Source organism: Sphingomonas fuzhouensis (assembly GCF_034659795.1).
GTDB classification, from domain to species: domain Bacteria; phylum Pseudomonadota; class Alphaproteobacteria; order Sphingomonadales; family Sphingomonadaceae; genus Sphingomonas; species Sphingomonas fuzhouensis.
On the sequence record NZ_JAXSQY010000002.1, the window covers coordinates 653821 to 676271 of the forward strand.

General features: G+C 66.4%; 18 protein-coding genes. 8 read left to right on the forward strand and 10 right to left on the reverse strand.

Features of this window, described 5'->3' with window-relative positions; genetic code table 11:
* The first annotated feature begins 160 nt into the window (after nt 1-160).
* Nucleotides 161-2137 (forward strand): OPT family oligopeptide transporter, encoded by a 1977-nt coding sequence (locus tag U1H82_RS07430; RefSeq protein ID WP_322964285.1) that lies wholly within the window; start codon nt 161-163, stop codon nt 2135-2137.
* Nucleotides 2138-2328: 191 nt separating this feature from the next.
* Here U1H82_RS07430 and U1H82_RS07435 read toward each other — a convergent pair whose 3' ends face one another.
* The 5 genes from U1H82_RS07435 to queF form a co-directional block, all read right to left on the reverse strand.
* Nucleotides 2329-3612, reverse strand: coding sequence for a glycoside hydrolase family 130 protein (locus tag U1H82_RS07435; protein WP_322964286.1), 1284 nt, complete (start codon nt 3610-3612; stop codon nt 2329-2331).
* Nucleotides 3613-3674: 62 nt separating this feature from the next.
* A complete protein-coding gene (locus tag U1H82_RS07440; protein ID WP_322964287.1) occupies nt 3675-5945 on the reverse strand; it encodes a glycosyltransferase family 4 protein in 2271 nt (756 codons plus the stop codon).
* Nucleotides 5946-6157: 212 nt separating this feature from the next.
* Complete coding sequence (locus U1H82_RS07445; protein ID WP_322964288.1) at nt 6158-7039, reverse strand: SurA N-terminal domain-containing protein; 882 nt, start codon at nt 7037-7039, stop codon at nt 6158-6160.
* 214 nt (nt 7040-7253) lie between these two features.
* On the reverse strand, nt 7254-8039 hold the full coding sequence (locus U1H82_RS07450) for a PEPxxWA-CTERM sorting domain-containing protein (RefSeq protein WP_322964289.1): 786 nt from the start codon (nt 8037-8039) through the stop codon (nt 7254-7256).
* A 137-nt stretch (nt 8040-8176) separates the two neighbouring features.
* Entirely contained in the window at nt 8177-8617 is a 441-nt protein-coding gene (gene queF, locus U1H82_RS07455; RefSeq protein WP_322964290.1) for a preQ(1) synthase, read from the reverse strand.
* Nucleotides 8618-8638: 21 nt separating this feature from the next.
* Here queF and U1H82_RS07460 point away from each other — a divergent pair, with 21 nt between their 5' ends.
* From U1H82_RS07460 to U1H82_RS07490, 7 genes are all read left to right on the forward strand, one after another.
* Nucleotides 8639-10171 carry a cryptochrome/photolyase family protein gene (locus tag U1H82_RS07460; protein ID WP_322964291.1) on the forward strand — a complete coding sequence of 511 codons (1533 nt, stop codon included), beginning with the start codon at nt 8639-8641 and terminating at the stop codon, nt 10169-10171.
* A gap of 101 nt (nt 10172-10272) precedes the next feature.
* Complete coding sequence (locus U1H82_RS07465; RefSeq protein ID WP_322964292.1) at nt 10273-10719, forward strand: GFA family protein; 447 nt, start codon at nt 10273-10275, stop codon at nt 10717-10719.
* 68 nt (nt 10720-10787) lie between these two features.
* The gene (locus U1H82_RS07470; RefSeq protein WP_322964293.1) at nt 10788-11633 is read left to right on the forward strand and encodes a sulfurtransferase; all 846 of its coding nucleotides are present in this window, start codon (nt 10788-10790) and stop codon (nt 11631-11633) included.
* Nucleotides 11634-11637: 4 nt separating this feature from the next.
* Nucleotides 11638-12834, forward strand: coding sequence for a cystathionine beta-lyase (gene metC / locus U1H82_RS07475; protein ID WP_322964294.1), 1197 nt, complete (start codon nt 11638-11640; stop codon nt 12832-12834).
* On the forward strand, nt 12831-14123 hold the full coding sequence (locus U1H82_RS07480) for a mechanosensitive ion channel family protein (protein WP_322964295.1): 1293 nt from the start codon (nt 12831-12833) through the stop codon (nt 14121-14123). The genes metC and U1H82_RS07480 overlap by 4 nt, the downstream gene beginning before the upstream one ends.
* A gap of 195 nt (nt 14124-14318) precedes the next feature.
* A complete protein-coding gene (locus tag U1H82_RS07485; protein ID WP_322964296.1) occupies nt 14319-15155 on the forward strand; it encodes a TorF family putative porin in 837 nt (278 codons plus the stop codon).
* Nucleotides 15156-15294: 139 nt separating this feature from the next.
* The gene (locus tag U1H82_RS07490) at nt 15295-16449 is read left to right on the forward strand and encodes an energy transducer TonB (protein ID WP_322964297.1); all 1155 of its coding nucleotides are present in this window, start codon (nt 15295-15297) and stop codon (nt 16447-16449) included.
* Nucleotides 16450-16647: 198 nt separating this feature from the next.
* Here U1H82_RS07490 and U1H82_RS07495 read toward each other — a convergent pair whose 3' ends face one another.
* Genes U1H82_RS07495 through U1H82_RS07515 form a run of 5 tightly spaced genes read right to left on the reverse strand, consistent with a single transcriptional unit; the run spans nt 16648 to nt 22425 of the window.
* Nucleotides 16648-17061, reverse strand: coding sequence for a DUF3035 domain-containing protein (locus U1H82_RS07495; protein ID WP_322964298.1), 414 nt, complete (start codon nt 17059-17061; stop codon nt 16648-16650).
* The gene (lspA, locus tag U1H82_RS07500; RefSeq protein WP_322964299.1) at nt 17054-17560 is read right to left on the reverse strand and encodes a signal peptidase II; all 507 of its coding nucleotides are present in this window, start codon (nt 17558-17560) and stop codon (nt 17054-17056) included. The genes U1H82_RS07495 and lspA overlap by 8 nt, the downstream gene beginning before the upstream one ends.
* Nucleotides 17553-20384: an isoleucine--tRNA ligase gene (gene ileS / locus U1H82_RS07505; protein ID WP_322964300.1), complete on the reverse strand. Its 2832-nt coding sequence runs from the start codon at nt 20382-20384 to the stop codon at nt 17553-17555. The genes lspA and ileS overlap by 8 nt, the downstream gene beginning before the upstream one ends.
* 35 nt (nt 20385-20419) lie before the next feature.
* Nucleotides 20420-21358 (reverse strand): bifunctional riboflavin kinase/FAD synthetase, encoded by a 939-nt coding sequence (locus U1H82_RS07510; protein ID WP_322964301.1) that lies wholly within the window; start codon nt 21356-21358, stop codon nt 20420-20422.
* 32 nt (nt 21359-21390) lie between these two features.
* Nucleotides 21391-22425 carry a GGDEF domain-containing protein gene (locus U1H82_RS07515; protein ID WP_322964302.1) on the reverse strand — a complete coding sequence of 345 codons (1035 nt, stop codon included), beginning with the start codon at nt 22423-22425 and terminating at the stop codon, nt 21391-21393.
* Nucleotides 22426-22451 lie beyond the last annotated feature (26 nt).

The following is a 22451-nucleotide window of genomic DNA, read 5'->3' on the forward strand; positions in this document are numbered from 1 at the left end:
GGGTCGTACGTCAGCGTTGTCCCTTGGCCTTCGACTTCGCTCAGGCTGAACGGAGGTTGGAGAGGGATATTCCCCTCCCACTCGCGCCGAGCGTAGTCGAAGCGCTTTCCTCTGCACGAAACCCTAGGCGAGCGCGCCACCTTCTGCCACATCTGCGCGCATGAGCCGTACGTCCGCTGCCGCCCGTCCCGTCGCCGAACTCACCCTGCGCGGGATTGCACTGGGTGGGATCATCACCCTGTTGTTCACCGCCGCCAATGTCTATCTCGGCCTCAAGGTCGGGCTGACCTTCGCGACCTCGATCCCGGCGGCGGTCATCTCGATGGCGATATTGCGCTATCTGCCGAACAGCTCGGTGCTGGAGAACAACATCGTCCAGACCGTCGCCTCGGCGGCGGGGACGCTGGCGGCGATCATCTTCGTGTTGCCGGGCCTGGTCATGATCGGCTGGTGGCAGGGTTTCCCCTATTTGCTGACGGCCGGGATCACCGCGACGGGGGGCATCCTCGGTGTCATGTTCTCGGTGCCCTTGCGCCGTGCGCTCGTCGTCGACACCGACCTGCCCTATCCCGAGGGCCGCGCCGCCGCCGAGGTGTTGAAGGTCGGCGCAGGCAGCCGCGAGGGCGAGGCGGAGAGCGCGACCGGCCTGCGGCTGATCGTCGTCAACGCCGTCGCCTCGGCCGCCTTCGCGATCCTGACCCAGACCAAGCTGGCCGTCGCCGAAGCAGCCGTCTGGTTCCGCACCGGCGCGGGCGCGACCGGCATTTCGGGCGGGCTGTCCTTCGCGCTGATCGGGGTCGGGCATCTGGTCGGCCTGTCGGTCGGCTGTGCCATGCTGGCGGGGATCGCGATCGGGTGGTGGGTGGCACTGCCCATCCTGACCGCCATGGCGCCATCGGCCGGGCCCGTCGCCGAATGGGCGGGCGGGATTTTCAGCCGTGACGTGCGCTTCCTGGGCGCGGGCGTGATCGGAGTCGCGGCGATCTGGACGCTGCTGAAGATCATCGGGCCGGTCATCGGCGGCATCCGTTCCTCGCTGGCCGCCGCCTCGGCCAAGCGCGACGGCGCGGTGCTGGCGATCGGCGAGCGTGACCTGCCGATCGGAATCGTCGCCGCCGTCGCCTTGGCGACCCTGGTGCCGATCGCGGGACTGCTCTGGTCGGTGATCGCGGGCGGACCGCTGGCGGCATCGGGCGTAGCGCTGATCGGTGGCGCGCTGCTGTTCATCCTGCTGATCGGCCTCGTGATCGCCGCCGTGTGCGGCTATATGGCGGGCCTGATCGGCGCATCGAACAGCCCGGTATCGGGCATCGGCATCCTGTCGGTCCTGGCCGCCGCGCTGCTGCTGGTCGGGCTGTTCGGGCGCGGCACCCCGCCGGAGACGACCCAGGCGCTGGTCGCCTATGCGCTGATCGTCACCGGTGTCGTGTTCGGCGTCGCGACCATCTCCAACGACAATCTTCAGGACCTGAAGACCGGCGAACTGGTCGGCGCGACGCCGTGGAAACAGCAGGTGGCGCTGGTCATCGGCGTCGTCTTCGGCAGCCTGGTGATCCCGCCGGTGCTCGACCTGCTCAACGCGACGCTGGGGTTCGCAGGCACGCCGGGCGCAGGCCCCAACGCCCTGTCGGCGCCGCAGGCCGCGCTGATCTCGGCACTGGCCAAGGGCGTGTTGGGCGGTGACCTCAATTGGGGAATGATCGGTATCGGTGCCCTGATCGGCGTCGGAGTGATCGTGGTGGACGAGGTGCTGGGCAAGCTCGGCTGGCTGCGCCTGCCGCCGCTGGGCGTGGGGCTGGGCATCTATCTGCCCATGTCGGCGACGCTGCCGGTCGTGCTGGGCGCGGCGATCGGCCATGTCTATGACCGCTGGGCCAAGCGCAGCAGCAACCCGGAAGCCGCCGAGCGGCTGGGCGTGCTGGCCGCGACCGGGCTGATCGTGGGCGAGAGCCTGTGGGGCGTCGGTTTTGCGGGGATCGTCTACCTGATCAATTCGGATGCACCGCTGGCGCTGGTCGGGGACGGTTTTGCGACCCCGGCGCTGGTCGGGGGGACGATCCTGTTCCTCGGGATCGTGGCGGCGCTGTATCGCTATACGCGCCGTCAGGTTATCAGCTTGCCGCCAGCGGCACACTGATCCTCAGATGTGAGCGGACTGGCATTCCTCCCCTGTAAGGGGAGGTGGCAGGGCGCAGCCCTGACGGAGGGGTGTCCCGCCCTCGATAGGGTGACACCCCTCCACCATGCTTTGCATGGTCCCCCTCCCCTTACAGGGGAGGAATAGAGGGATGCACGGCTGCACGGTACACTACCCGCGCCGCCGGATCGTTACATCGCCGCCAACAACTCGCTGATCTTCACGAACGCAAAGCCGATCGAGCTGTCGGCGATGCCATAGGGCAGGAACAGCGATTCGCCGTGCCGGATCGCGCCACAGGAATAGACGACGTTGGGCACATAGCCTTCGCGGTCCTGGTCCTTGGCGGCCAGGATCGGCTGCTTGGTCCGGCCGAGCACCTTGGACGGGTCATTTTTGTCGAGCAGCGCCGCGCCGATCGAATATTTGCGCATCGCCCCGACGCCGTGGGTCAGCAACAGCCAGCCCTCATCGACTTCGATGGGCGGGCCGCAATTGCCAATCTGCACCAGCTCCCATGGGAAAACGGGCGTGAGAATCTTCTCGCCATCCTCCCAGTGGGTCAGCGAGTCGGACTTGAGCAGGAACAGATTCTCGCCGTCCTGTCGGCCGATCATCATATATTGCCCCGCAACCTTGCGCGGGAATAGCGCCATGCCCTTGTTGCGCGCCGCGGCACCGGTCATCGGCACCAGGTCGAACGCGCGGAAGTCGCGAGTGCGCATCAATTCGGACTGGATGCCCGAACCGTCATAGGCGGTATAGGTGCCGATCCATTCGACCGCGCCGTCGTCATGCGTGAACTGGACGATCCGCATGTCCTCCAGCCCCTTGGACTGGGCTTGGGTGATCGGGAAGATGACCGTGCCCGACAGCGTCGAATCGCGGTGGCGATGGACGGTGATCGGGCCGCTCGGCACGTCTTCCTCGCCCCAGCCATGCACGTCGGTCGCGGTCGCGAAGGGCGGCTCGGGCGCGAGGCGCAGCTGGTTCTGGTCGTTGATGATGCCTTCGCGGAAGGCGACCGAGGAGATATGCCCCTCGCCCACCGCGCGCATCGACATCAGGATGCGCTGCGACCCCGGCTGGATACCGGTCTGGTCGAAATGCGGGACCGCCGACGGGTTCATCAGCGCGGCGGCCGCATAGCTATATTCGTGGCAGAAATAGGCACCGATCAGCTGACGCTTCTCGTCGCCGATCTTCGACCCGTCGAGCTTCAGCAGATCCTCGATCTGGTCGTAGCGGGTCATGAAGACGCGTCGCGTCTGCCAGTGCCGCGCCTCGAAATCCTTCAGCACGGTTTCCAGCTGGTCGCGCGCTTCCTCCGGCGACATGGCGAGCACTTCGCCGACCAGCCGCTCGGTCCGGCTGGGCGGAGCGCCATTGCCGCCGCCCCATGCGATATGAAAGGGCCGCACCACGACGCGCGAAGGATCGGCATGAAGCCGCAGCCGGTGGTTGAACAAATCCATCGCGCTACCGTCTCGCCACTCTACCAAAAACGCTCATCATATCCCCCGAACATGACAGCATGTCAGGCAATATGACGATCGGCTCCTGCCATGGTTGACGCCGAATGGCAAAGGTTAGCGATCGCGCAATTGGCGAGTTGCAGCGCCAGGATCGATTCCGCACCCTGGTTACGGTTGAGGCCGGTCGGCATCAGCCCGTCGAAACAACCGCCATCCTGCGCCGTCGCCAGCGGCAGGTCGAGGTCGTTGGCGCCCAGGAACCAGCCATAGGCCCGTTCGCCCTCGGCGATCCAGCGCGCATCGCCGGTGGCGGCATAGGCGGAGCGGCATGCCTCGACCGTTGCCTGCGCCTCCAGCGGTTGCTGGTCGAACTGCAACGGTTCGGCATAGGGGCGGCCGAAGCTCTCGCTGCCGACCGCGCGGAAACGGCCCTCGGGCGAGGTCTGCTTGCCGACGATCCAGTCGAGCGTCGAAATGCCGCAGTCGATCAGATCCTGACGCCCCAGCGCACGTCCTGCCTCGATCAGCGCCTGCGGTACGCGGGCATTGTCATAGGCCAGCACGATCTCGAACCACTGCCATTCGGGCCGCCGGGCTTCTTCCAGCAAGGCGAGATGCAGGTCGGGCATCTTCTCCAGGATCGCGCGGGCCAGCTGATGCCCCGGCCGCGCCTCCAGCATCGCCGCCGCGCCCAGCATCGCAAAGGCCTGTGCACGCAGCGAGCCCAGGTCGAGCGCCAGCGAGGCGGTGGCGTCGAACCACATCTGTGCCCAGTCGCGATGCTTGGCCAGCTGCGCGTCGCGGGCGGTCACGCCCAGCGCCCACAGGGTGCGCCCGTTCGAATCCTCCGAACCGACATCCTCGCACCAGCTACGGTCGAAGCGCATGAAGTTGCGATAGCGCCGTGCCTCCGGATTCCACGCATATTGCAGGAACGAGGCGTAGATGGTCGTCCATTTGTCGCGCGTCACCGGATCGATATCGGGCGCCTGCGTCATGAAGATCAACGCGCGGGCATTGTCGTCGATGCAATAGCCGTGGCGGCGATCGGGGACCGAATAAATGGCATGCTGCAACATGCCGGTTGAGTCGCTCATCCGTTCAACGGCGGCGAGATCGGGCGCGAGCGGCTTGATGCTGCTCTGATGCGAGTTGGCGATCCGGCGCGGGCGGGCGGTGATGGCCGCGCCGATCTGCTGGACCGCCGCCTCGGCCAGACGCGGCCAGATCATCGTGCGGCCGCGCGCATAAGCCCGGCTCGACAGGCGGTTGCGCGCCGCTTCGTCGGTCAGCAACCGGTCGATTTCGCGCGCGAAGGCGCCGACATCGCCGAAGGGCACCAGCACGCCGTGCTCGTCACCCAGAATCTCGGTGGCGTGCACATAGGGGGTGGAAATCACCGCCTTGCCCACACCTACCGCATAGGACAGCGTGCCGCTCGTGATCTGGGCGGGGTTGGTATAGGGCGTCGCATAGATATCCGCCGCCTGCAGATATTCGATCAGCTCGTCATGCTCGACAAAGGCATCGACAAAGGCGACATTGTCGGCGACGCCGCGCGCCTCGGCCAATGCCTTCAACCGGTCGCGATACGCCTCGCCCTCATGCGCGATCAGATTGGGGTGGGTCGCGCCCAGCACGACATAGAGAAGCTCCGGGTGGTTGGCGGCAACGGCGGGCAGCGCCTCGATGATCGTTTCGATCCCCTTATTGGGGGCGAGCAGGCCGAAGGTGAAGACGACCTTGCGCCCGGTCCAACCGAAGCGGTCCTTGAGCGTATCCGGCGAAATCAGTTCACGGTCGGGCACGCCATGCGGGATCATCGCGACCTGGCGCGGATCGGCGCCATAGACGCGCTGGAGAATGTCGCGGCCCTTATCGGCCATGACGATGATCCGGGCACAGCGGCGCAGCAGGCCTTCCATGACCCGCCGTTCGTCGGCCGAGGGCTTTTCGAGGACGGTGTGCAGCGTCGCGATCACGGGCAGCGTGGTGCGATCGAGCAGCGCGAGCAGATGCTCGCCCGCCGCGCCGCCATAGATGCCATATTCATGCTGGACCCAGATCGCCTGCGCGCCGCTCGCCTCGATCCGGCGGGCCATGTCGATATAGGCAGACCGCTCATGCTGCGGGATGGCGGCCGTCACCGCCGGGGGATAGGCATAGCGGCCGGGATGGTCGTCCATCGCATAGACATCGACCGCGAGTTCGGGAAACCGGTCGCGCAGCGCGGAATAGACATCGGTCGTGAAAGTCGCGAGCCCACATTGACGGGGCAGGAAATTGCCGATCAGCGCCAGTCGTTCGATCACGGTTCCGTTCGCTTCCACCATATCGCATGTCCTTGCAGGCGCGAGAGACGCGGGAATCCCGCAATTCATCTCGCAGCAAGGTCAACCCGCAAAGGCCGATGAAGGTTGCAGAGCGTATGACATATTTGCTGCATCGCAACTCAGCGCAGCGGCACGATGACGCTACGGCACGCTGGGGTGCGCGAGGATATTATGCCTCCCCCGCAAGCGCAGGGGAGGAAGGAAACAGGCGTTTAGCGCGGTGCCCCTGACTTTGCAGGCACCTGGTCGGCCGCATCGCGAACCGCCTTGCTGTCCGCCGCCGGTTTGCCAGCGGGCTTGAAACCGGCCTCATAGGAAATGCTGGCCTTCTGACGCTGTTCCCTCAGCGTCTTGCCCAGCGCATCGGCGATCGCCTTGCGCCGCAGGATTTCCGCCGCCAGCGCGCGCGCTGGCTCGCCGGTCATCGGCACCGCCATACGCTGAATGATCGCATTGGCGGTGTAGCTGCCCTTATAGGGCAGCAGGATGGGATCGCCCAGCGCCTGCTTGACGACCTGTGCCGCGATGGCAGGGTCAAGATAGGCCGAATCAATCAGGACATGATCGCGCGTGAAGGGCGTGGCATTGCCGGTGAGTTGATCGGCCAGTGCGTCCAGCGTCTTGGACTGGCCGAGCGCCAGCAGCGCGTCGGTACTGGCGGGCTGGGGAAAACGGATTTGATCGACGTAGAATTTCTGCCGCTGCGCAAATTCATAAGGGTGCGCGGCGATATAGGCGTCGACCGCCTGAACGGTCGGCACCGGCACGGTGTTGGCGAGCTTCTGCGCCAGCATCTCGACCAGCAGCTTCTGTTCCTGACGTTCGCGCTGCGCGGCGAATTCGGGGGTCTTCTCGATCCCCATCTTCTGCGCCGCCTGCGCCAGCAGGGTGCGGTCGACCAGCTGGGGCAGGATCGCCTTGCGATAGGCGAGACGATCGATGCCCGGCGGCGCATCGGCCAGTTCGGCATCCAGCGCTTGCATCGTGATCGCCTGTCCATCGACCTTGGCCGCCACCTGCCCCTCGGGCTTGGACTGACAAGCCGACAAGGCCAGCAGGGCGAGGGGAGCGGCACTCCAGGACAGATGTTTCAAGCGAAAGGACTCCATGACCAGATACCGCGTCCGCCCGGCAGCCGGGGAAGCGATTCAACTAACCCCCTGTTCCTGCGGCCGAAGCGGTTGCGATATTCTTACCCTGGTTCCGGTCCGTGCGAAATCGACGATGCCCAACAAAAAACCGGCCGCCCATCGGGCGACCGGTTCCTGTGTCAGGTGAGGCGCGGAAAGGCGCCCCCCGGCAGCGATATCAGGCGATAGCGGCGTGCGGTACGGCCTGAGCTTGGCGACGACGCAGGGCATACCCCACCAGCACCAGGCCCAGCAGCATCATCGCCCAGGTCGCGGGCTCCGGGACCGACGTCGGCGCCGACATCGGCAGCGATGCCGCACCATAGGCCAGTCCGTTGGTGTAGGCCGCAACCTGCGTGGCCAAACCAGTGGCCGGGTCGATCGTGTAGATCGCATTGTCCTTCACGCCGAAGAGCGTATCGGCCGTCGAAGCCAGCCCGAAGATAGCAGGCGTACCACCGATCAGCTGGCTCGCCCCGGTCAGGGGGTTGACGAGTGCCAGACCCGCGTCGCTGGCGAGATACATCTGTCCCTTGAAGAAGGCCAGATCGCCCGAAGATTGCTGACCGGTGGCCCCGATCAGGCTGGCCTCGCCGGTGCTGGTGTTGATCTTGTAAAGGTCTTCGTCACCCGATCCGTACAAAGTGCCATCCGCGCCGAACACGAGGCCGTTGACGAAGGCGTTCAGCGAGCCGATCGCGGTCGAAACACCGGCCGTCGTCATCTTGTACAGCGTTCCGCCATTGACGCCGAAAAGATCGCCACCCGCGTTCATCGCGATGTCGTACATCGTCGTGCCGCTGCTCTTGCTGAGCACCGTGCTCACCTTGGTCGTCGTGTCGTAGGACACGAGGCCGCCCTTCGAGTCGTTGATGATGATGGTGCCCGCGCTCGCCGCGCCGGCGCTGCCCAGACCGACCACCGTCGCCGCCACCATCGCGATATATTTGACGATCTTCCGCATGACCAATTCCTTACAGGCATCGCAAGGATGCCGACCATGGACCCGCGTTTAAGCGCGTCGTCGATCAACTTCAAATATTCGTGTTGTTTCACATTGGGATAAAGCGGTGGTTAACAGCCCCGCCGATGCGAGGTGGATCAGCCCCGGCCGCGATAGCCCGCGACGCCCTGGTCGGGCAGCCACAGGTCGGCAGGCGGGGCCGAGGACTGCCAGAACACGTCGATCGGGATGCCGCCGCGCGGATACCAGTATCCGCCGATGCGCAGCCACACCGGCTTCATCTCATCGAACAGCCGCTCGCCGATGCCGACGGTGCAGTCCTCATGGAAACCGGCATGGTTGCGGAAGCTGCCCAGGAACAGCTTCAGCGACTTCGACTCGACGATCGTCGCGCCCGGCACATAGTCGATGACCAGATGCGCGAAATCGGGCTGGCCGGTCACCGGGCAGAGCGAGGTGAACTCGGGCGCGGCGAACCGGATCAGATAGGTGCGCCCCGGACGGGGGTTGGGAACATAATCGAGCACCGCCTCTTCCGGGGAAGCGGGCAGCGCGCTGGTCTGGCCGAGATGCTTCATGAAAGGCCATGTAGGACAGCCATGCCCAAAGCGCCAACGCTGATCCCCATTCTGGGCGATCAATTGTCGATGAATCTGTCGTCGTTGGAAGGGGCTGACCCGAAACGCTCGGTCCTGCTGGTGATGGAGGTTGAGGACGAGACGGCTTACGTCCGCCACCACAAGGCCAAGATCGCCTATATCCTGTCGGCCATGCGCCACCATGCCGCGGCGCTGGAAAAGGCGGGCTGGACGGTCGACTATGTGAAGCTGGACGACCCCGACAATAGGGGCAGCTTCACCGGCGAGGTGGCGCGCGCGGTCGAGCGGCATAATCCGGCCCGCATCGTCGTGACCCAGGCAGGCGAATGGCGCGTGGCCGCCATGCTGGAGGCGTGGGAAACGATCTTCGGCCTGCCCGTCGACATCCGCCCCGACACCCGCTTCATCGCCAGCCAGGCGGAGTTCGAGGATTGGGCGACGGATCGCAAGGAACTCCGCATGGAGTTTTTCTACCGGCTGATGCGCCGGAAGACCGGCCTCCTCATGAAGGGCGACAAGCCCGAAGGCGGCAAATGGAATTACGACGCCGACAACCGCAAGCCCGCGCCCAAGAAGGACACGCCGCCCGAACCGCTGACATTCGCACCCGACAGAATCACGCGCGAGGTGCTGGACCTGGTCGCCGCGCGCTTCGACAACCACCCCGGATCGCTGGACGGCTTCGCCTATGCCGTCACCGCCGAGGAGGCACAGGCGCAGGCCGAGGCGTTCATGGCGCACGGCCTGCCCAAGTTCGGCGACTATCAGGATGCCATGCTGACCGGCCAGCACCAGCTATGGCACTCGGTCCTGTCGCCCTATATCAATTCGGGGCTGCTCGATCCGCTTGTCCTCTGCCGGATGGCGGAAGCGGAATATGAGGACGGGAATGCCAGCCTCAATTCGGTCGAGGGCTATATCCGCCAGATCATCGGCTGGCGCGAATATGTGCGCGGGCTCTATTGGCATGTCGGGCCGGATTATGTGGAGCGCAACGTCCTACGCGCGACCCGGCCGCTGCCCGGCTTCTACTGGACCGGCGAGACCGACATGCACTGCATGGCGCAGGCGCTGGGCCAGACGCTCGACACCGCGCACGCCCATCATATCCAGCGGCTGATGGTGACGGGCAATTTCGCCGCCCTGATCGGCGCGGACCCGGCGGCGGTGCATCGCTGGTATCTGGAAATCTATATCGATGCCTATGAATGGGTCGAGCTGCCCAATGTCGTGGGCATGAGCCAGTTCGCCGATGGCGGCATCATCGCGTCCAAGCCCTATGTCTCGTCAGGGGCCTATATCAACCGCATGTCGGATTATTGCGGACACTGCCGCTATGACGTGAAGCAGCGGGTCGGCGAGGATGCCTGCCCGTTCAACGCGCTCTATTGGGATTTCCTGGCACGGCACGAGGCACGGTTCGAGGGCAATGTGCGGATGGCGATGGCCTATCGCAACTGGAACCGGATGGCGGAGGCGGACCGGAAAGCGGTGCGGGCACAGGCGGCGGCCTATCTGAAGGGGTTGGCGTAGGTGCCCCACCCCTTTCCCCGACCGATTCCCCCAAGACACCAAGGCCCCGATTCATTACGCATGCGGCGCGATCCGACACCATAAAGGGACGACACCGCTTCATGCCACTGACCGGCCAATGCCTGTGCGGGGACAGCCGCTATACGCTCGACCTGCCTGACCTACCCGCCGCCTATGCCTGCCACTGCCGCAGTTGCCAGACCATGTCCGGTGCGGCCGTCGCGATCCAGGCGATGGTCCCGGTCGATCGGCTGCGCGTCGAGGGTGCGTTGGCCGAATGGGCCGACATCGACGAACAAGGCGTCGCCACCCGTCAGCGCTTCTGCCGCCGCTGCATGACGCGGCTCTACAGCATGAACGACGCACGCCCCCATGCCGCGCTGTTGCGCGCAGGCACGCTGGACGAGAGCGACCGGATCGCGCCGATCGTCCATATCTGGGTGAAGCGCAAACAGCCCTGGCTGACCTTGCCCACCGATGTGGAATGCCATCAGGAGGGCATGACGCTGGAGCGGTTCCTGGCGATCGCCGCGCCGAACTTTGCCTGACCGTCCGCCGGGTTGCGACCCCGCCCCCAACGCGCCTAGGTACGGACCCACCGACCGAGGAGCATAGGATGCCGCCACTCATCACCCCGCACGACCTCGCCGCCATCGCGGGCGACGCGGATATCCGCATCCTCGACACCACCTATTTCCTCGACGACCCCGACGGCACCACGGCCCGGCGCGGGTTCGAGGACGGGCATATTCCGGGCTCGCGCTTCCTGGCGCTGGGAGGGCTCGCCGATCCCGACAGCGACCTGCCGATGACGCTGCCCCCGGCCGAGCATTTCGCCCATGCCATGAGCGAGGTCGGCGTCGGTCATGCCGACCGGATCGTCCTGTACGACCGGTCGCCGCTGCATAGTTCGGCGCGGGTCTGGTGGCTGTTGACGTTGTTCGGCGCGAAGTCGGTATCGCTGCTCGACGGCGGGCTGGAGGCCTGGGCAGCGACGGGGCACCCGGTCATGGTCGGCCCGGCAGGCGCGCCCGAGACGCCCGGCCTGTTCGTCGCGCAGGCCGACCTCGCCCGCGTGCGCAGCCTTCGCGAGGTCCGAGCCCATGTCGAGGCGGGCGATGCGCAGATCGTCGATGCCCGCTCACCCGGCCGCTTCGCAGGCGCCGAGCCCGAGCCGCGTCCCGGCGTCGAGCCCGGCCATATCCCCGGCGCGCTGAACCTGCCCTATTCGCGCCTGTTCGACGCGGACGGCCGTTGGAAGTCGCCGGACGCCATCGCCGCCGAATTCACCGCCGCCGGGCTCGATCCGACCAAGCCGATAATCGCCACCTGCGGCTCTGGCATCACCGCCTGCGTCCTCGCCTTCGGGGCGGAGCGGATCGGCGGAATGATGCCGGTCTATGACGGCAGCTGGACCGAATGGGGCTCCGACCCCAGCACCCCCAAAGCGAAAGACGCGTAAAGCGATGACCGACGACGATCTGCCCATCAAGCCCGCCACCCGTCTGGTCCAGGCGGGCCGCCGCGCGGAATGGACGAAGGGCGTGGTCAACGTCCCCGTCTGGCGCGGCTCGACCGTGCTGTACGACAATGTCGCCCATATGCGCGCCACCGGTGCGGGCGATCTGCACGAAAAGCTGTTCTATGGCCGCAAGGGCCTGCCGACCCAGTGGTCGCTGGCCGATGCGCTGACCAGCCTGGAGCCGGGGGCGGAGGCGACCTTTCTCTACCCCTCGGGCGTGGCGGCAATCGCGGCGGCCTTGCTGTCGGTCCTGTCGCCGGGCGACGAGCTGCTGCTGGTCGACAGCGCCTATGACCCGACGCGTGGGCTTGCCACCGGCCTGCTCGCGCGCATGGGGATCACGACGCGCTTCTACGATCCGCTGGTGGGTACCGGGATCGCCGATCTGATCGGCCCGTCGACACGCGCGATCTTCCTCGAAAGCCCCGGCTCGCTCAGCTTCGAGGTGCAGGACATTCCCGCCATCGTCGCGGTCGCCAAGCGACACGGCATCACCACGATCCTCGACAATACCTGGGCGACGCCGCTGTTCTTCCCGGCGATCGAAAAGGGCGTCGACCTGACGGTTCTCGCCTGCACCAAGTACGTCGTCGGCCATTCGGACGCGATGCTGGGTTCGGTGACCGCCGCGCCCGCGCATTGGGCGGCACTGCGCGATACCAGCTTCCAGCTGGGTCAGGTCGCCAGCCCCGACGACGCCTATCTGGGCAGCCGGGGGCTGCGCACCATGGGCGTACGCCTCGCCCAGCATCAGCAAAGCGCGCTGGCCATCGCCAAGTGGCTGGCCGAGCAGCCGGGCGTGGCGCAGGTGCTGCATCCCGCCCTGCCCTCCTGCCCCGGCCATGAGATATTCGCGCGCGATTTCCTGGGGTCGAGCGGGCTGTTCGCCTTCGTCCTCGACGGCGGCAATGACGCCGCACGTACCGCAATGCTGGATGGGCTGGCGCATTTCGGGCTGGGGTTCAGCTGGGGCGGTTATGAGAGCCTGGCCATCCCCGCCGACCCGCACCGCTATCGCAGCGTGACCAAACGCGATTTCGCTGGGCCGCTGATCCGCCTCCAGATCGGGCTGGAGGATGTGGGCGACCTGATCGCCGATCTCGATCGGGGGCTCGCGCGCTTCCGGGCCGCGCGCGGATGACCCTGTTCGAATGGCTTCAGGCGAGCGGCATCGAACTGCCGACCCGCGCCGAGGCCATCGAGGCCGGAGTCGCCGCCGCCCTGACGCTGGCGATGCTGGCGGGCGGGGTGGTCGCGGGGCGAAAGATCGGGCCGCCTATCGCTGCCCTGATCCAGCGCTTCGCCATCGCGCATGGCGAGGCGATCCATGCCCGCATCTGCGCGATCACCCGGCATCTGGCCGCTGCCTTGCTATTGATGACGCTGGGCGCGATCTGGCCCTGGGGGTCGCTGGCGGGGGTGCCGATCGGGCTGGCGCTGGGCGCATCGGTGGCGCGGGCGGGGTTCCAACTGCTGCGCGGGCTCAACCTGCCGCGCTGGCTGGCCTGGATCTTTGCCATCGTCTGTTTCGTGGCGCTGTTCAGCCGCGAGATCGGCGGGCTGGAGCCGGTCAGCCGCCTGGCCGAGCAGATCGGCTTTACCGTCGGCTCGCGGCGATTCTCGGTCATGCTGCTGGTGACGATGCTGGTCACCGTCGTCGCGATCCTCGCCGCCACCCGCGCGGTCACGCGGATCACCGAGCAATGGATCGGCCATGCCCGCGGGCTGGACCCGACGCAGAAGCTGCTCGCGCAGAAACTCGCCAGCATCGCCATCGTCGTCATCGCCTTCTTCTTCGCGATGGACCTGCTGGAGATCGACCTGACCAGCCTGGCGCTGTTCTCGGGCGGGTTCGGCCTGGCGATTGGCTTTGGCTTGCAGAAGACGATCGGCAATCTGATCGCGGGCATCATCCTGTTGATGGACCGCTCGATCAAGCCGGGCGACGTGATCGCACTCCAGAACGAGATCGGCTGGGTGAACAAGATCGGCGTGCGCGCCGTCTCGATCATCACCCGCGACGGCAAGGAGCATCTGATCCCCAACGAGAATCTGATGACGCAGGAGGTGGAGAACTGGTCCTATTCCGACCGCAACGTCCGCGTCCGCATCCCCGTCTCGATCGCCTATGACAACGACCTGAAACTGGCGCAGGAGTTGATGCTGCGCGCCGCGCGCGAATCACCGCGCGTGTTGAAAAGCCCCAAGCCCACCGTCTGGCTGATGAGCTTCGGCGATTACGCGCTTCAGCACGAGATATTGGCGTGGATCAGCGACCCGGAAAGCGGTGTCGGCAATGTCCGCTCCGACGTGCTCAACCGCCTGTGGTTCCTGTTCAAGGAACATGGCATCGGCCTGCCCTATCCGCAGCGCGACATCCATATCCGCTCGCTGCCGACAGGCACGCGCCACGAGAATCTCGGCGCTTGATCTGTGTTGTTCGCGCAACATCGCGTCATCCGCGCATCAGTCGGCGTACGATTATACTTGTGCAGCGCACCACGGCCTGCCAATCTTTCATGACTTGCTACGGCAGACGGTCCGCCGGGTTTACCCGACACACAGAGGCCGCACCGATGCGAGTTTGCAGGTGAGAACATCGAATTTCCGTTTGAAAGGGAAACGATGCGCTTCTCCACGATCCTCCTTGGCGGCCTCTCGCTGGTCGCCGCGACGCCCGCCTTTGCGCAGGACAGCAGTGCGGATACCGCGCCGCCCTCGCCGATCACGGTCAGCGGCAGCGCCGCGATCCTGACCGACTATCGCCTGCGCGGCGTGTCGCAGACCAACAAGAACGCCGCCGTCCAGGCCGCGCTGACCGTCGCGCATGAAAGCGGCTTCTATATCGGCACCTTCGCGTCGAACCTGGCAGGCTGGGGCACGTTCGGCGGCGCCAATATGGAGTTGGATGCCATTGGCGGGTACAAGCACACCTATGGCACCGCGACCATCGACACCGGCGTAACCTGGTACACCTATCCGGGCGGTGCCTCGAAAAGCGACGTGGTCGAGTTCTTCGGCCGCCTGTCGGGCACCGCCGGTCCCGCGACGCTGACCGCCGGGGCCTATTATGCGCCCAAGCAAACCTCGCTCGGCAATTTCTCCAACACGCCGTACAGCCGGGGCCAGCGCTGGGATAACGTCTATCTGACCGGCGACGGCGCGGCGGGCATTCCGGGCACCCCGATCACCGCCAAGGCGCATATCGGCTATTCCAAGGGCAATCCCGGCCTCGGCCCCAACGGCACCAGCCTGGCCCCGACCGGCAGCTATTGGGACTGGTCGCTGGGTGCCGATGTCGCGGCGTACAAGAACCTGACCTTCAACGTGTCGTATATCGACACCGACATCACCAAGTCGAAGGCGGCCTATCTCCAGCCGAACTTCTCGCAATATCAGGTGCCGGGGGGCGCTTCGATCTCGGATGCGACGGTGGTGTTCTCGCTGACCGCCGCTTTCTGAACGGCGACATGGCTTTTCGGGGGTAAACGGGCGGTGCCGGTGACGGCGCCGCCCTTTTCCATGATGGTCACGCATATGACACTCGCGCCGGGCAGAAGGCCTGCTTAAGCTGGCGACCTCTCGCCGTGGAGTGCGTTCGATGATCCGATTCCGCCACACCGCCCTGTCGCTCGGCCTGCTGGGCGCATTCGCCGTCCCTGCCGCCGCGGCCGGGTCGCTCCAGAATGCACACCCCATCATCGAGGTGAAGCCCAGCGCCTCGGGGCGCGTGCTGGTCCAGTGGGAGCCGGGCGAGATACGCTGCAATGGGACGCCCATCACCGGGCAACCGATTCGGCGGCCGTGGAACCAGCTCGGCTGGGTCGGCAATCAGGCGCCGCGCGCCCTGACCATCCGCTTCGCGATCGACTCGACCGGCCGCCCGGTCTCGCTGACCCGCGAGACGGCAGCCTTCGTGCCGCTGTCCGAGGATGTCGAGCCCGCCCTTGCCGCCAGCCGCTTCGCCGCCCGGAAACCGCAACAGGGCTGCACCGTCACCTATACGATGCGCAGCAGTCCACTGGCGGAGGCGGAGGTGCCCGAACTCATGTCCTACACCGTCCACCCGCTATCGGGGCGCCTGCCCGAGGAAGGGTGGCAGCGCATACGGAGTGCGGGCGGCACCTGCCTCAGCGAGCCGCAGCCCCAGCCGCTCGAACGACATTTCCCCGACTTCACGACGATTCCCGCCACCCCCGGCGTGCGGGACTGGTCGATGATCCGTTACGACATCGACGAGGGCGGCCGACCGCGCGGGGCGGCGGTGCTGATCGGCACCGACAATCGCGCGCTGGATGCCGCAGGGGTGAAGGCGATCCGCGAGTCCCGCTTTACCAAGGGCGCGCGGACCGGCTGCCTCTATCCCTATTGGCGCGCGGCGGCGAAACTGCCTGCGCCCGACATGCCCGAGTCGATCCGCACGACCAAGGTCGAGGGCAACTGCCCCGACCAGCATGGCTGGGCCGTGCCGCCGCAGCTTCGCTTCCCCGAACCCTATCGCCGCCGCTCGATCGAGGGTTGGGCGGTCATCAGCTATGACGTCGCGCCCTGGGGCCAGACGGGCAATCTGAAGGTCATCGCGGCCCAGCCCTCCGACGAATTCGGGATACAGGCGCTGGCGATGCTCCGCGCCGCGCGACTGCCGACCAGCCAACAGGGCTATACCGGCTGCGTCGACCGGGTGCGCTTCAATATGGGGCCGGACGTGTCGCCCAGTGTCGGCGGCGAAGGCGGCGCGCCGGTGCCAGCGGCCTGACCCCATTCCTCCCCTGTAAGGGGGCGCGATGGGAAGACCCAAGTCCGTCATTGCGAGCGCAGCGAAGCAATCCAGAGCGTCATGGCCTGTGGCTCTGGATTGCTTCGCTGCGCTCGCAATGACGGAATCTCACACCCCAAGAGAAAGGGCCGGACGGGCGATCCGCCCCCGGCCCTATTTCTTACCGTTCGTACGGCGTCACTTGGTCGCGGCGCGCGCGTCCTGGCCGTCGCCTTCGGGGGCGGCGACGATGTCGCGGGTGGTCGCGCCCTTATCGACGACATTGGTGCCCGGATCGCCGACCGAGGAGCGGATGCCCGGATCGGCGCTATCAGCCCCGGCATTCTGGACGAGGCCATATTCCGACTGGCTGCGCGCCGCCTGACCGCCGAACAGCGCGTCCAGCGTCTGCTGCTGACCACCGCGGGTCTGGACGGGCGCGGCGCCCGGCTGCGGCGGGACCAGCGCGAAGTCGGGCGGGATCACCAGCGAGGGCTGGCGCGCGACGGCGAATTCGTCGGGCCGCGCCCGGTCCAGGCCACGCCCGGCCCCACATCCCGTCAGCAACGCGGCGCAGGACAGACCTGCGATGACGGGCACCAACTTACGCATTGCTCTTCTCCACGGGAGCGGGCCGGTCGCGCACGAGAAGCGCGCGCGCCAGCAGAACCAGAACGCCTATCGTAATCGCTGCGTCAGCGACATTGAAGACCAAAAACGGACGCCATTCGCCGAAGTGCAGATCGGCGAAGTCGACGACATAACCGAAACGCACCCGGTCGAGGATATTGCCCAGCGCCCCGCCCAGCACACAGCCGAGCGCGACCTGATCGACCGGGTTGCGCTCACGCGTCATCCAGAAACCGACCGCAATTGCGATCGCCCCGGTCATCGCGACCAGCGCCCAGCGCGAGGCGTTGCTGTCGGCGGTCAGCAGACCCAGCGAAATGCCGTAATTGGGCACGAAGCGCAGGTTGAAGATCGGCAGAACCTCGCGCACGTCGCCCAGCGACCGCAGGCCCATCGGCCCGGTCACCGCCCATTTGATGATCTGATCGACCAGGAACAGCGCCAGCGCCGTCACCAGTCCACGCTTGGGCAGATTAGCCATGGGCGACCACCTCGGCACAGCGACCGCACAATTCGCCGTCCACCGCCACATCGGGCAGATGACGCCAGCAGCGGCCGCATTTGTGCTTCGTCGTGCGCGTCACGGTCACCGCATCGGCGATCCGCACATCGGCGACGATGAACGCCTCGGCCAGCGCGTGCGGTTCGAGCGGCAGCGACGGCACGGTGACTTCGGCCTCGTTGGACGAACGTACGGTCTTTTCGCGGCGCAGCGGCTCGATCGCCTCGGTCACCTGCGCGCGAAGCCCACGAATTTCGGTCCAGCGCGCCATCAGCGCCTCGTCCTCGCCCAGCTGCGGCAGCTCCGGCCATTCGAGCAGATGGACCGAGCCATCCTCCGACGGGAAGCGCGACTGCCACACTTCCTCGGCGGTGAAGCACAGGATCGGCGCGGCATAGCGGACCAGCGCATGGAACAGGATGTCGAGCACGGTGCGATAGCTGCGACGCTTCGGATCGGTCGTGGCATCGCAATAGAGCGAGTCCTTGCGGATATCGAAGAAGAAGGCCGACAGGTCCTCATTCGCGAAATCGGTCAACGCGCGCAGATAGCGGTTGAACTCGAACGCGTCGGCCGCACGGCGCAGCTCGGTATCGAGCTGGGTCAGGCGGGCCAGGACATACAGCTCCAGCTCGGACATCGCGTCGAACGAGATGCGCTCCTCTTCCGTAAATCCGTCGAGCGCGCCGAGCAAATAGCGGAAGGTGTTGCGCAGCTTGCGATAGCTGTCCGAGGCGGTGGCGAGCACCTCCTTGCCGATGCGGACATCCTCGAAATAGTCGGTCGAGGCGGTCCAGATGCGCAGGATGTCGGCGCCCGATTCGCCGATGATCTTCAGCGGATCGACGACATTGCCCAGCGACTTGGACATTTTGCGCCCCTGCCCATCGAGCGCGAAGCCGTGGGTCAGCACCGCGTCATAGGGCGCGCGCCCACGCGTGCCGCAGGATTCGAGCAGCGACGACTGGAACCAGCCGCGATGCTGGTCCGATCCTTCCAGATACAGGTTCGCGCGCGTGCCCTCGCCGTAGCGCGCCTCGATCACGAAGGCATGGGTCGAGCCGGAGTCGAACCACACGTCGAGGATGTCGTTGACCGGCTCGAAATCGGCGAGGTTGTAATCGGGGCCGAGCAGCGCCTGATGGTCGGCGGTGAACCACGCATCGGCCCCGCCTTCGCGGAAGGCGGCGAGGATGCGGGCATTGACGTCCTTGTCGGCCAGATATTCGCCGGTCTGGCGGTTCACATAGAGCGCGATCGGCACGCCCCAGGCGCGCTGGCGGCTGATGACCCAGTCGGGGCGACCCTCGACCATCGCACGGATGCGGTTGCGGCTGCGCTCGGGCACCCAGCGGGTCCGCTCGATCGCGTCGAGCGCGGTCTCACGCAGCGTCGCGCCATTGCCCAGCGGCACGGTGAGGAGCGGCGCCACGCCCGAGATCGGGTCGATATTGGCCATCGCCATCTCGGGGATCAGCGTCGCATCGGCGCGGTCCATCGGGATGAACCATTGCGGCGTGGCGCGGAAGATCACCTTCGCCTTGGAGCGCCAGCTATGCGGATAGCTGTGCTGGAAATCATCCGAGGCGGACAGCAGTGCGCCGACCTCGCGCAGGTCCGAACAGATCGGGCCGTCGGCGGCGACGAACTTCTTGTTGATGACGCTGCCCTGGCCGCCCAGCCAGGCCCAGTCGGGGCGATAGGTGCCGTCGCCCTGCACCGCGAAGACCGGATCGATCCCATGCGCCTTGCACAGCAGGAAGTCGTCCTCGCCGTGATCGGGGGCCATATGGACCAGACCCGTACCGGCATCGGTGGTAACGAACTCGCCCGGCAGGAAGGGGCGCGGCTTGGCGAAGAACCCGCCCAGCTTGTGCATCGGGTGAAGCGCGGTCGCGCCCTCCAGCACCGGGCCCTTGGCCAGCGCCAGGAAGCCCTTCATCGAAATGCCGGTGCGCTTGGTGAAGGCGGGCAGCAGCGGTTCGGCGACGAGGTAGCGGCGACCGTCGCACTCGAAATGCAGATAGTCGATCGCCTCGCCATAGCTCAGCGCCTGGTTGACCGGGATCGTCCAGGGGGTCGTCGTCCAGATGACCGCCAGCGCGCCGACCAGATCGGGATATTCGGGACAGCTCGCCACCTCGAACCCGACATCGATCTGGGTCGAGACGATGTCCTCATACTCGACCTCGGCCTCGGCCAGCGCGGTCTTTTCGACCGGCGACCACATGACCGGCTTGGCACCGCGATAGAGCTGGCCCGATTCGGCGAACTTCAGCAGCTCGCCCGCGATCACCGCCTCGGCGTCATAGGTCATGGTCAGGTACGGATTGGCCCAGTCACCCATGATGCCCAGCCGCTCGAACTGCGCCTTTTGCGTGCCGACCCAGGTGTCGGCATAGGCGCGGCACTCGGCGCGGAACTGCGCGACGGGCACCTCGTCCTTGTTCAGCTTCTTGGCGCGATACGCCTCCTCGACCTTCCACTCGATCGGCAGGCCGTGACAGTCCCAACCGGGGACGTAAGGTGCGTCCTTGCCCATCAGGGTCTGCGAACGGACGATGATGTCCTTCAGCACCTTGTTGAGCGCATGGCCCATGTGAATGTCGCCATTCGCATAGGGCGGGCCGTCATGCAGGATGAACCGCTCACGCCCCGCACGCTCACGGCGGAGGCGGTCGTACAGCCCCATCTTGGCCCAGCGATCCAGGATCGCCGGTTCCTTGGCGGCAAGCCCCGCCTTCATGGGGAAATCGGTCTTCGGCAGGAAGACGGTGTCGCGGAAATCGGGCGCGTCGCTCATAGGGGACAGGCCCTTAGCGACTTTAGGTTAACACGTCATGCCGGATTATGCGACGATAGTATTTCGCGGGCACGGGCGCAGTCGGCATCCATTTGCGCAACGAGCGCGTCCAGCGAATCGAACTTCGCCTCGGGCCGCAGATAGTCGATCAGCGCGATCGACAGGGTCCGGCCGTACAGGTCGCCGCTGAAGTCGAAGAAATGCGGCTCCAGCAATTCCTTGGGCGGGTCGAACTGGGGTCGGATGCCCAGATTGGCCGCGCCGTCCAGCACCCGCCCATCGTCCAGGACCCCACGCACCGCATAGATGCCGTAGGCGGGGCGCAGATATTCGCCCATGTCGAGATTCGCGGTCGGATAGCCGATGGTGCGGCCCAGCTTGTCGCCATGCTGCACCACGCCTTCAATCGTATAGGGCCGGGTCAGCAGCCGCGCCGCCGTCTCGGGATCGCCCGCCGTCAGCGCGGCGCGAATCCGGCTGGACGAAATCGTCTCGCCGTCCAGCATCACAGGGGCGACCGCATCGGTCGAAAAGCCGTGCGCCCGGCCCCAGGCGCGCAGGGCGTTCACATCGCCGCTGCGCGCCCGGCCGAAGGTGAAGTCCTCGCCCGTCACCACCCCGCCGACCCGCAAGGCGCCCAGCAGCCGCGCCTGCACGAAATCCTCGGCCGACAGCGCGGCCAGTGCTTCGTCGAAGCGGAACACCACCATCGCATCCACCCCGGCGGCGGCGAACAGCCGCTCGCGCTGGTCGAGCGTGGTCAGGCGGAAGGGCGCGGCGTCGGGCCTGAAATAGCGGATCGGATGCGGGTCGAAGGTCGCGACCAGGGCAGGCCGTCCTTCCGCGCGCGCGCGCGCGACGGCAGCACCGACCACCGCCTGATGCCCCAGATGGAAACCGTCGAAATTGCCCAGCGCGACGATCCCGCCCGCCAGATGCGCGGGGATGGGTCCCGCGCCGTCAACACGCTGCATGACCGCGCCTATAACAGGCCGCACCGAATTGGCTAGGCGCGCGACAGGATGCGATTGCCGAGGCCCGCGCTGGCCATGTCGCGCAGCATCTCGGCCCGCGCCAGCACATCCTCCATCGGCACGCCGACACCCACCGCGACCCCGCCCGAGATGGTGACCGCGCCGATCGGCTCGCCCGTCCCGCGCAAGCGCAGGGTCCGCTCACGCATCGCGGTCCGCGCATCCTCCATCATGCCCGTCAGGGTCGACAGCGGCCGCCCGCGCAGGATGATGAGGAAGAGATTGCCCTGCCAGCGAACGATGTCGGCCCCCTCGCACGACTGACGCAGCGTGGCGACGAAGGCGCGCAGGACATTGTCGGCGACCGAGCGTCCATAGCGCTCGTTGATCCCCTCCAGATCGTCCAGGCTACATGCCGCGACGACATAGCCATGCGGCTCGGCGACCAGCGCCTCGACCATGGCCCGCGCGCCCACCCGGCTGGTCACGCCGGTCAGCGGGTCGATTCGATCGTCCGCCTCGCCGGGCTCCATCCGGGTGCGCAGACCGGCGATATTGCCCGCCAGTTCCTCCAGATCGCGCTCGGTCTTGGAAATCCGCGCGATCAGCTGTTCGAAGAGCAGCGCGATCGCGCCGGTATCGGGGCCAAGATCGTTGCTGCGGCGATGGGCATGGGACAGGGCCGTGACCTGATGCGAGAAATCGCTGGTGATCGCCCGCGCGTCGGAGGTCAGCGCCTCCAGCGTCTCGGCCTGTTCGCCCAGGTCCCGCTCCATCTGCAACCGGCCGAGCCCGAGATCGGTCACCTCATGCTCGCGGACCAGCGGCATCAGTTCGCGGACATCGTCTTCGGTCAGGCGGACGCCGCCATCGGTGCGCCGTGCGACCTCGCCGCCGAGCGGGCCATAGGGGTGCAACACCGCCTGCAAGGCCAGCGCATAGCTGATCGTGGTCCGCGCGAGGCGATGGCGATCGAGAAATTCCAGCGCTTCATGACTGGCGTCCAGGATTCCGGGCGGATCACCGCCCGCACGACGCCCCTGCCCATTCCCCCCGTCGATAATCATTCGGTACTGCCCGTATCAAAGACGAA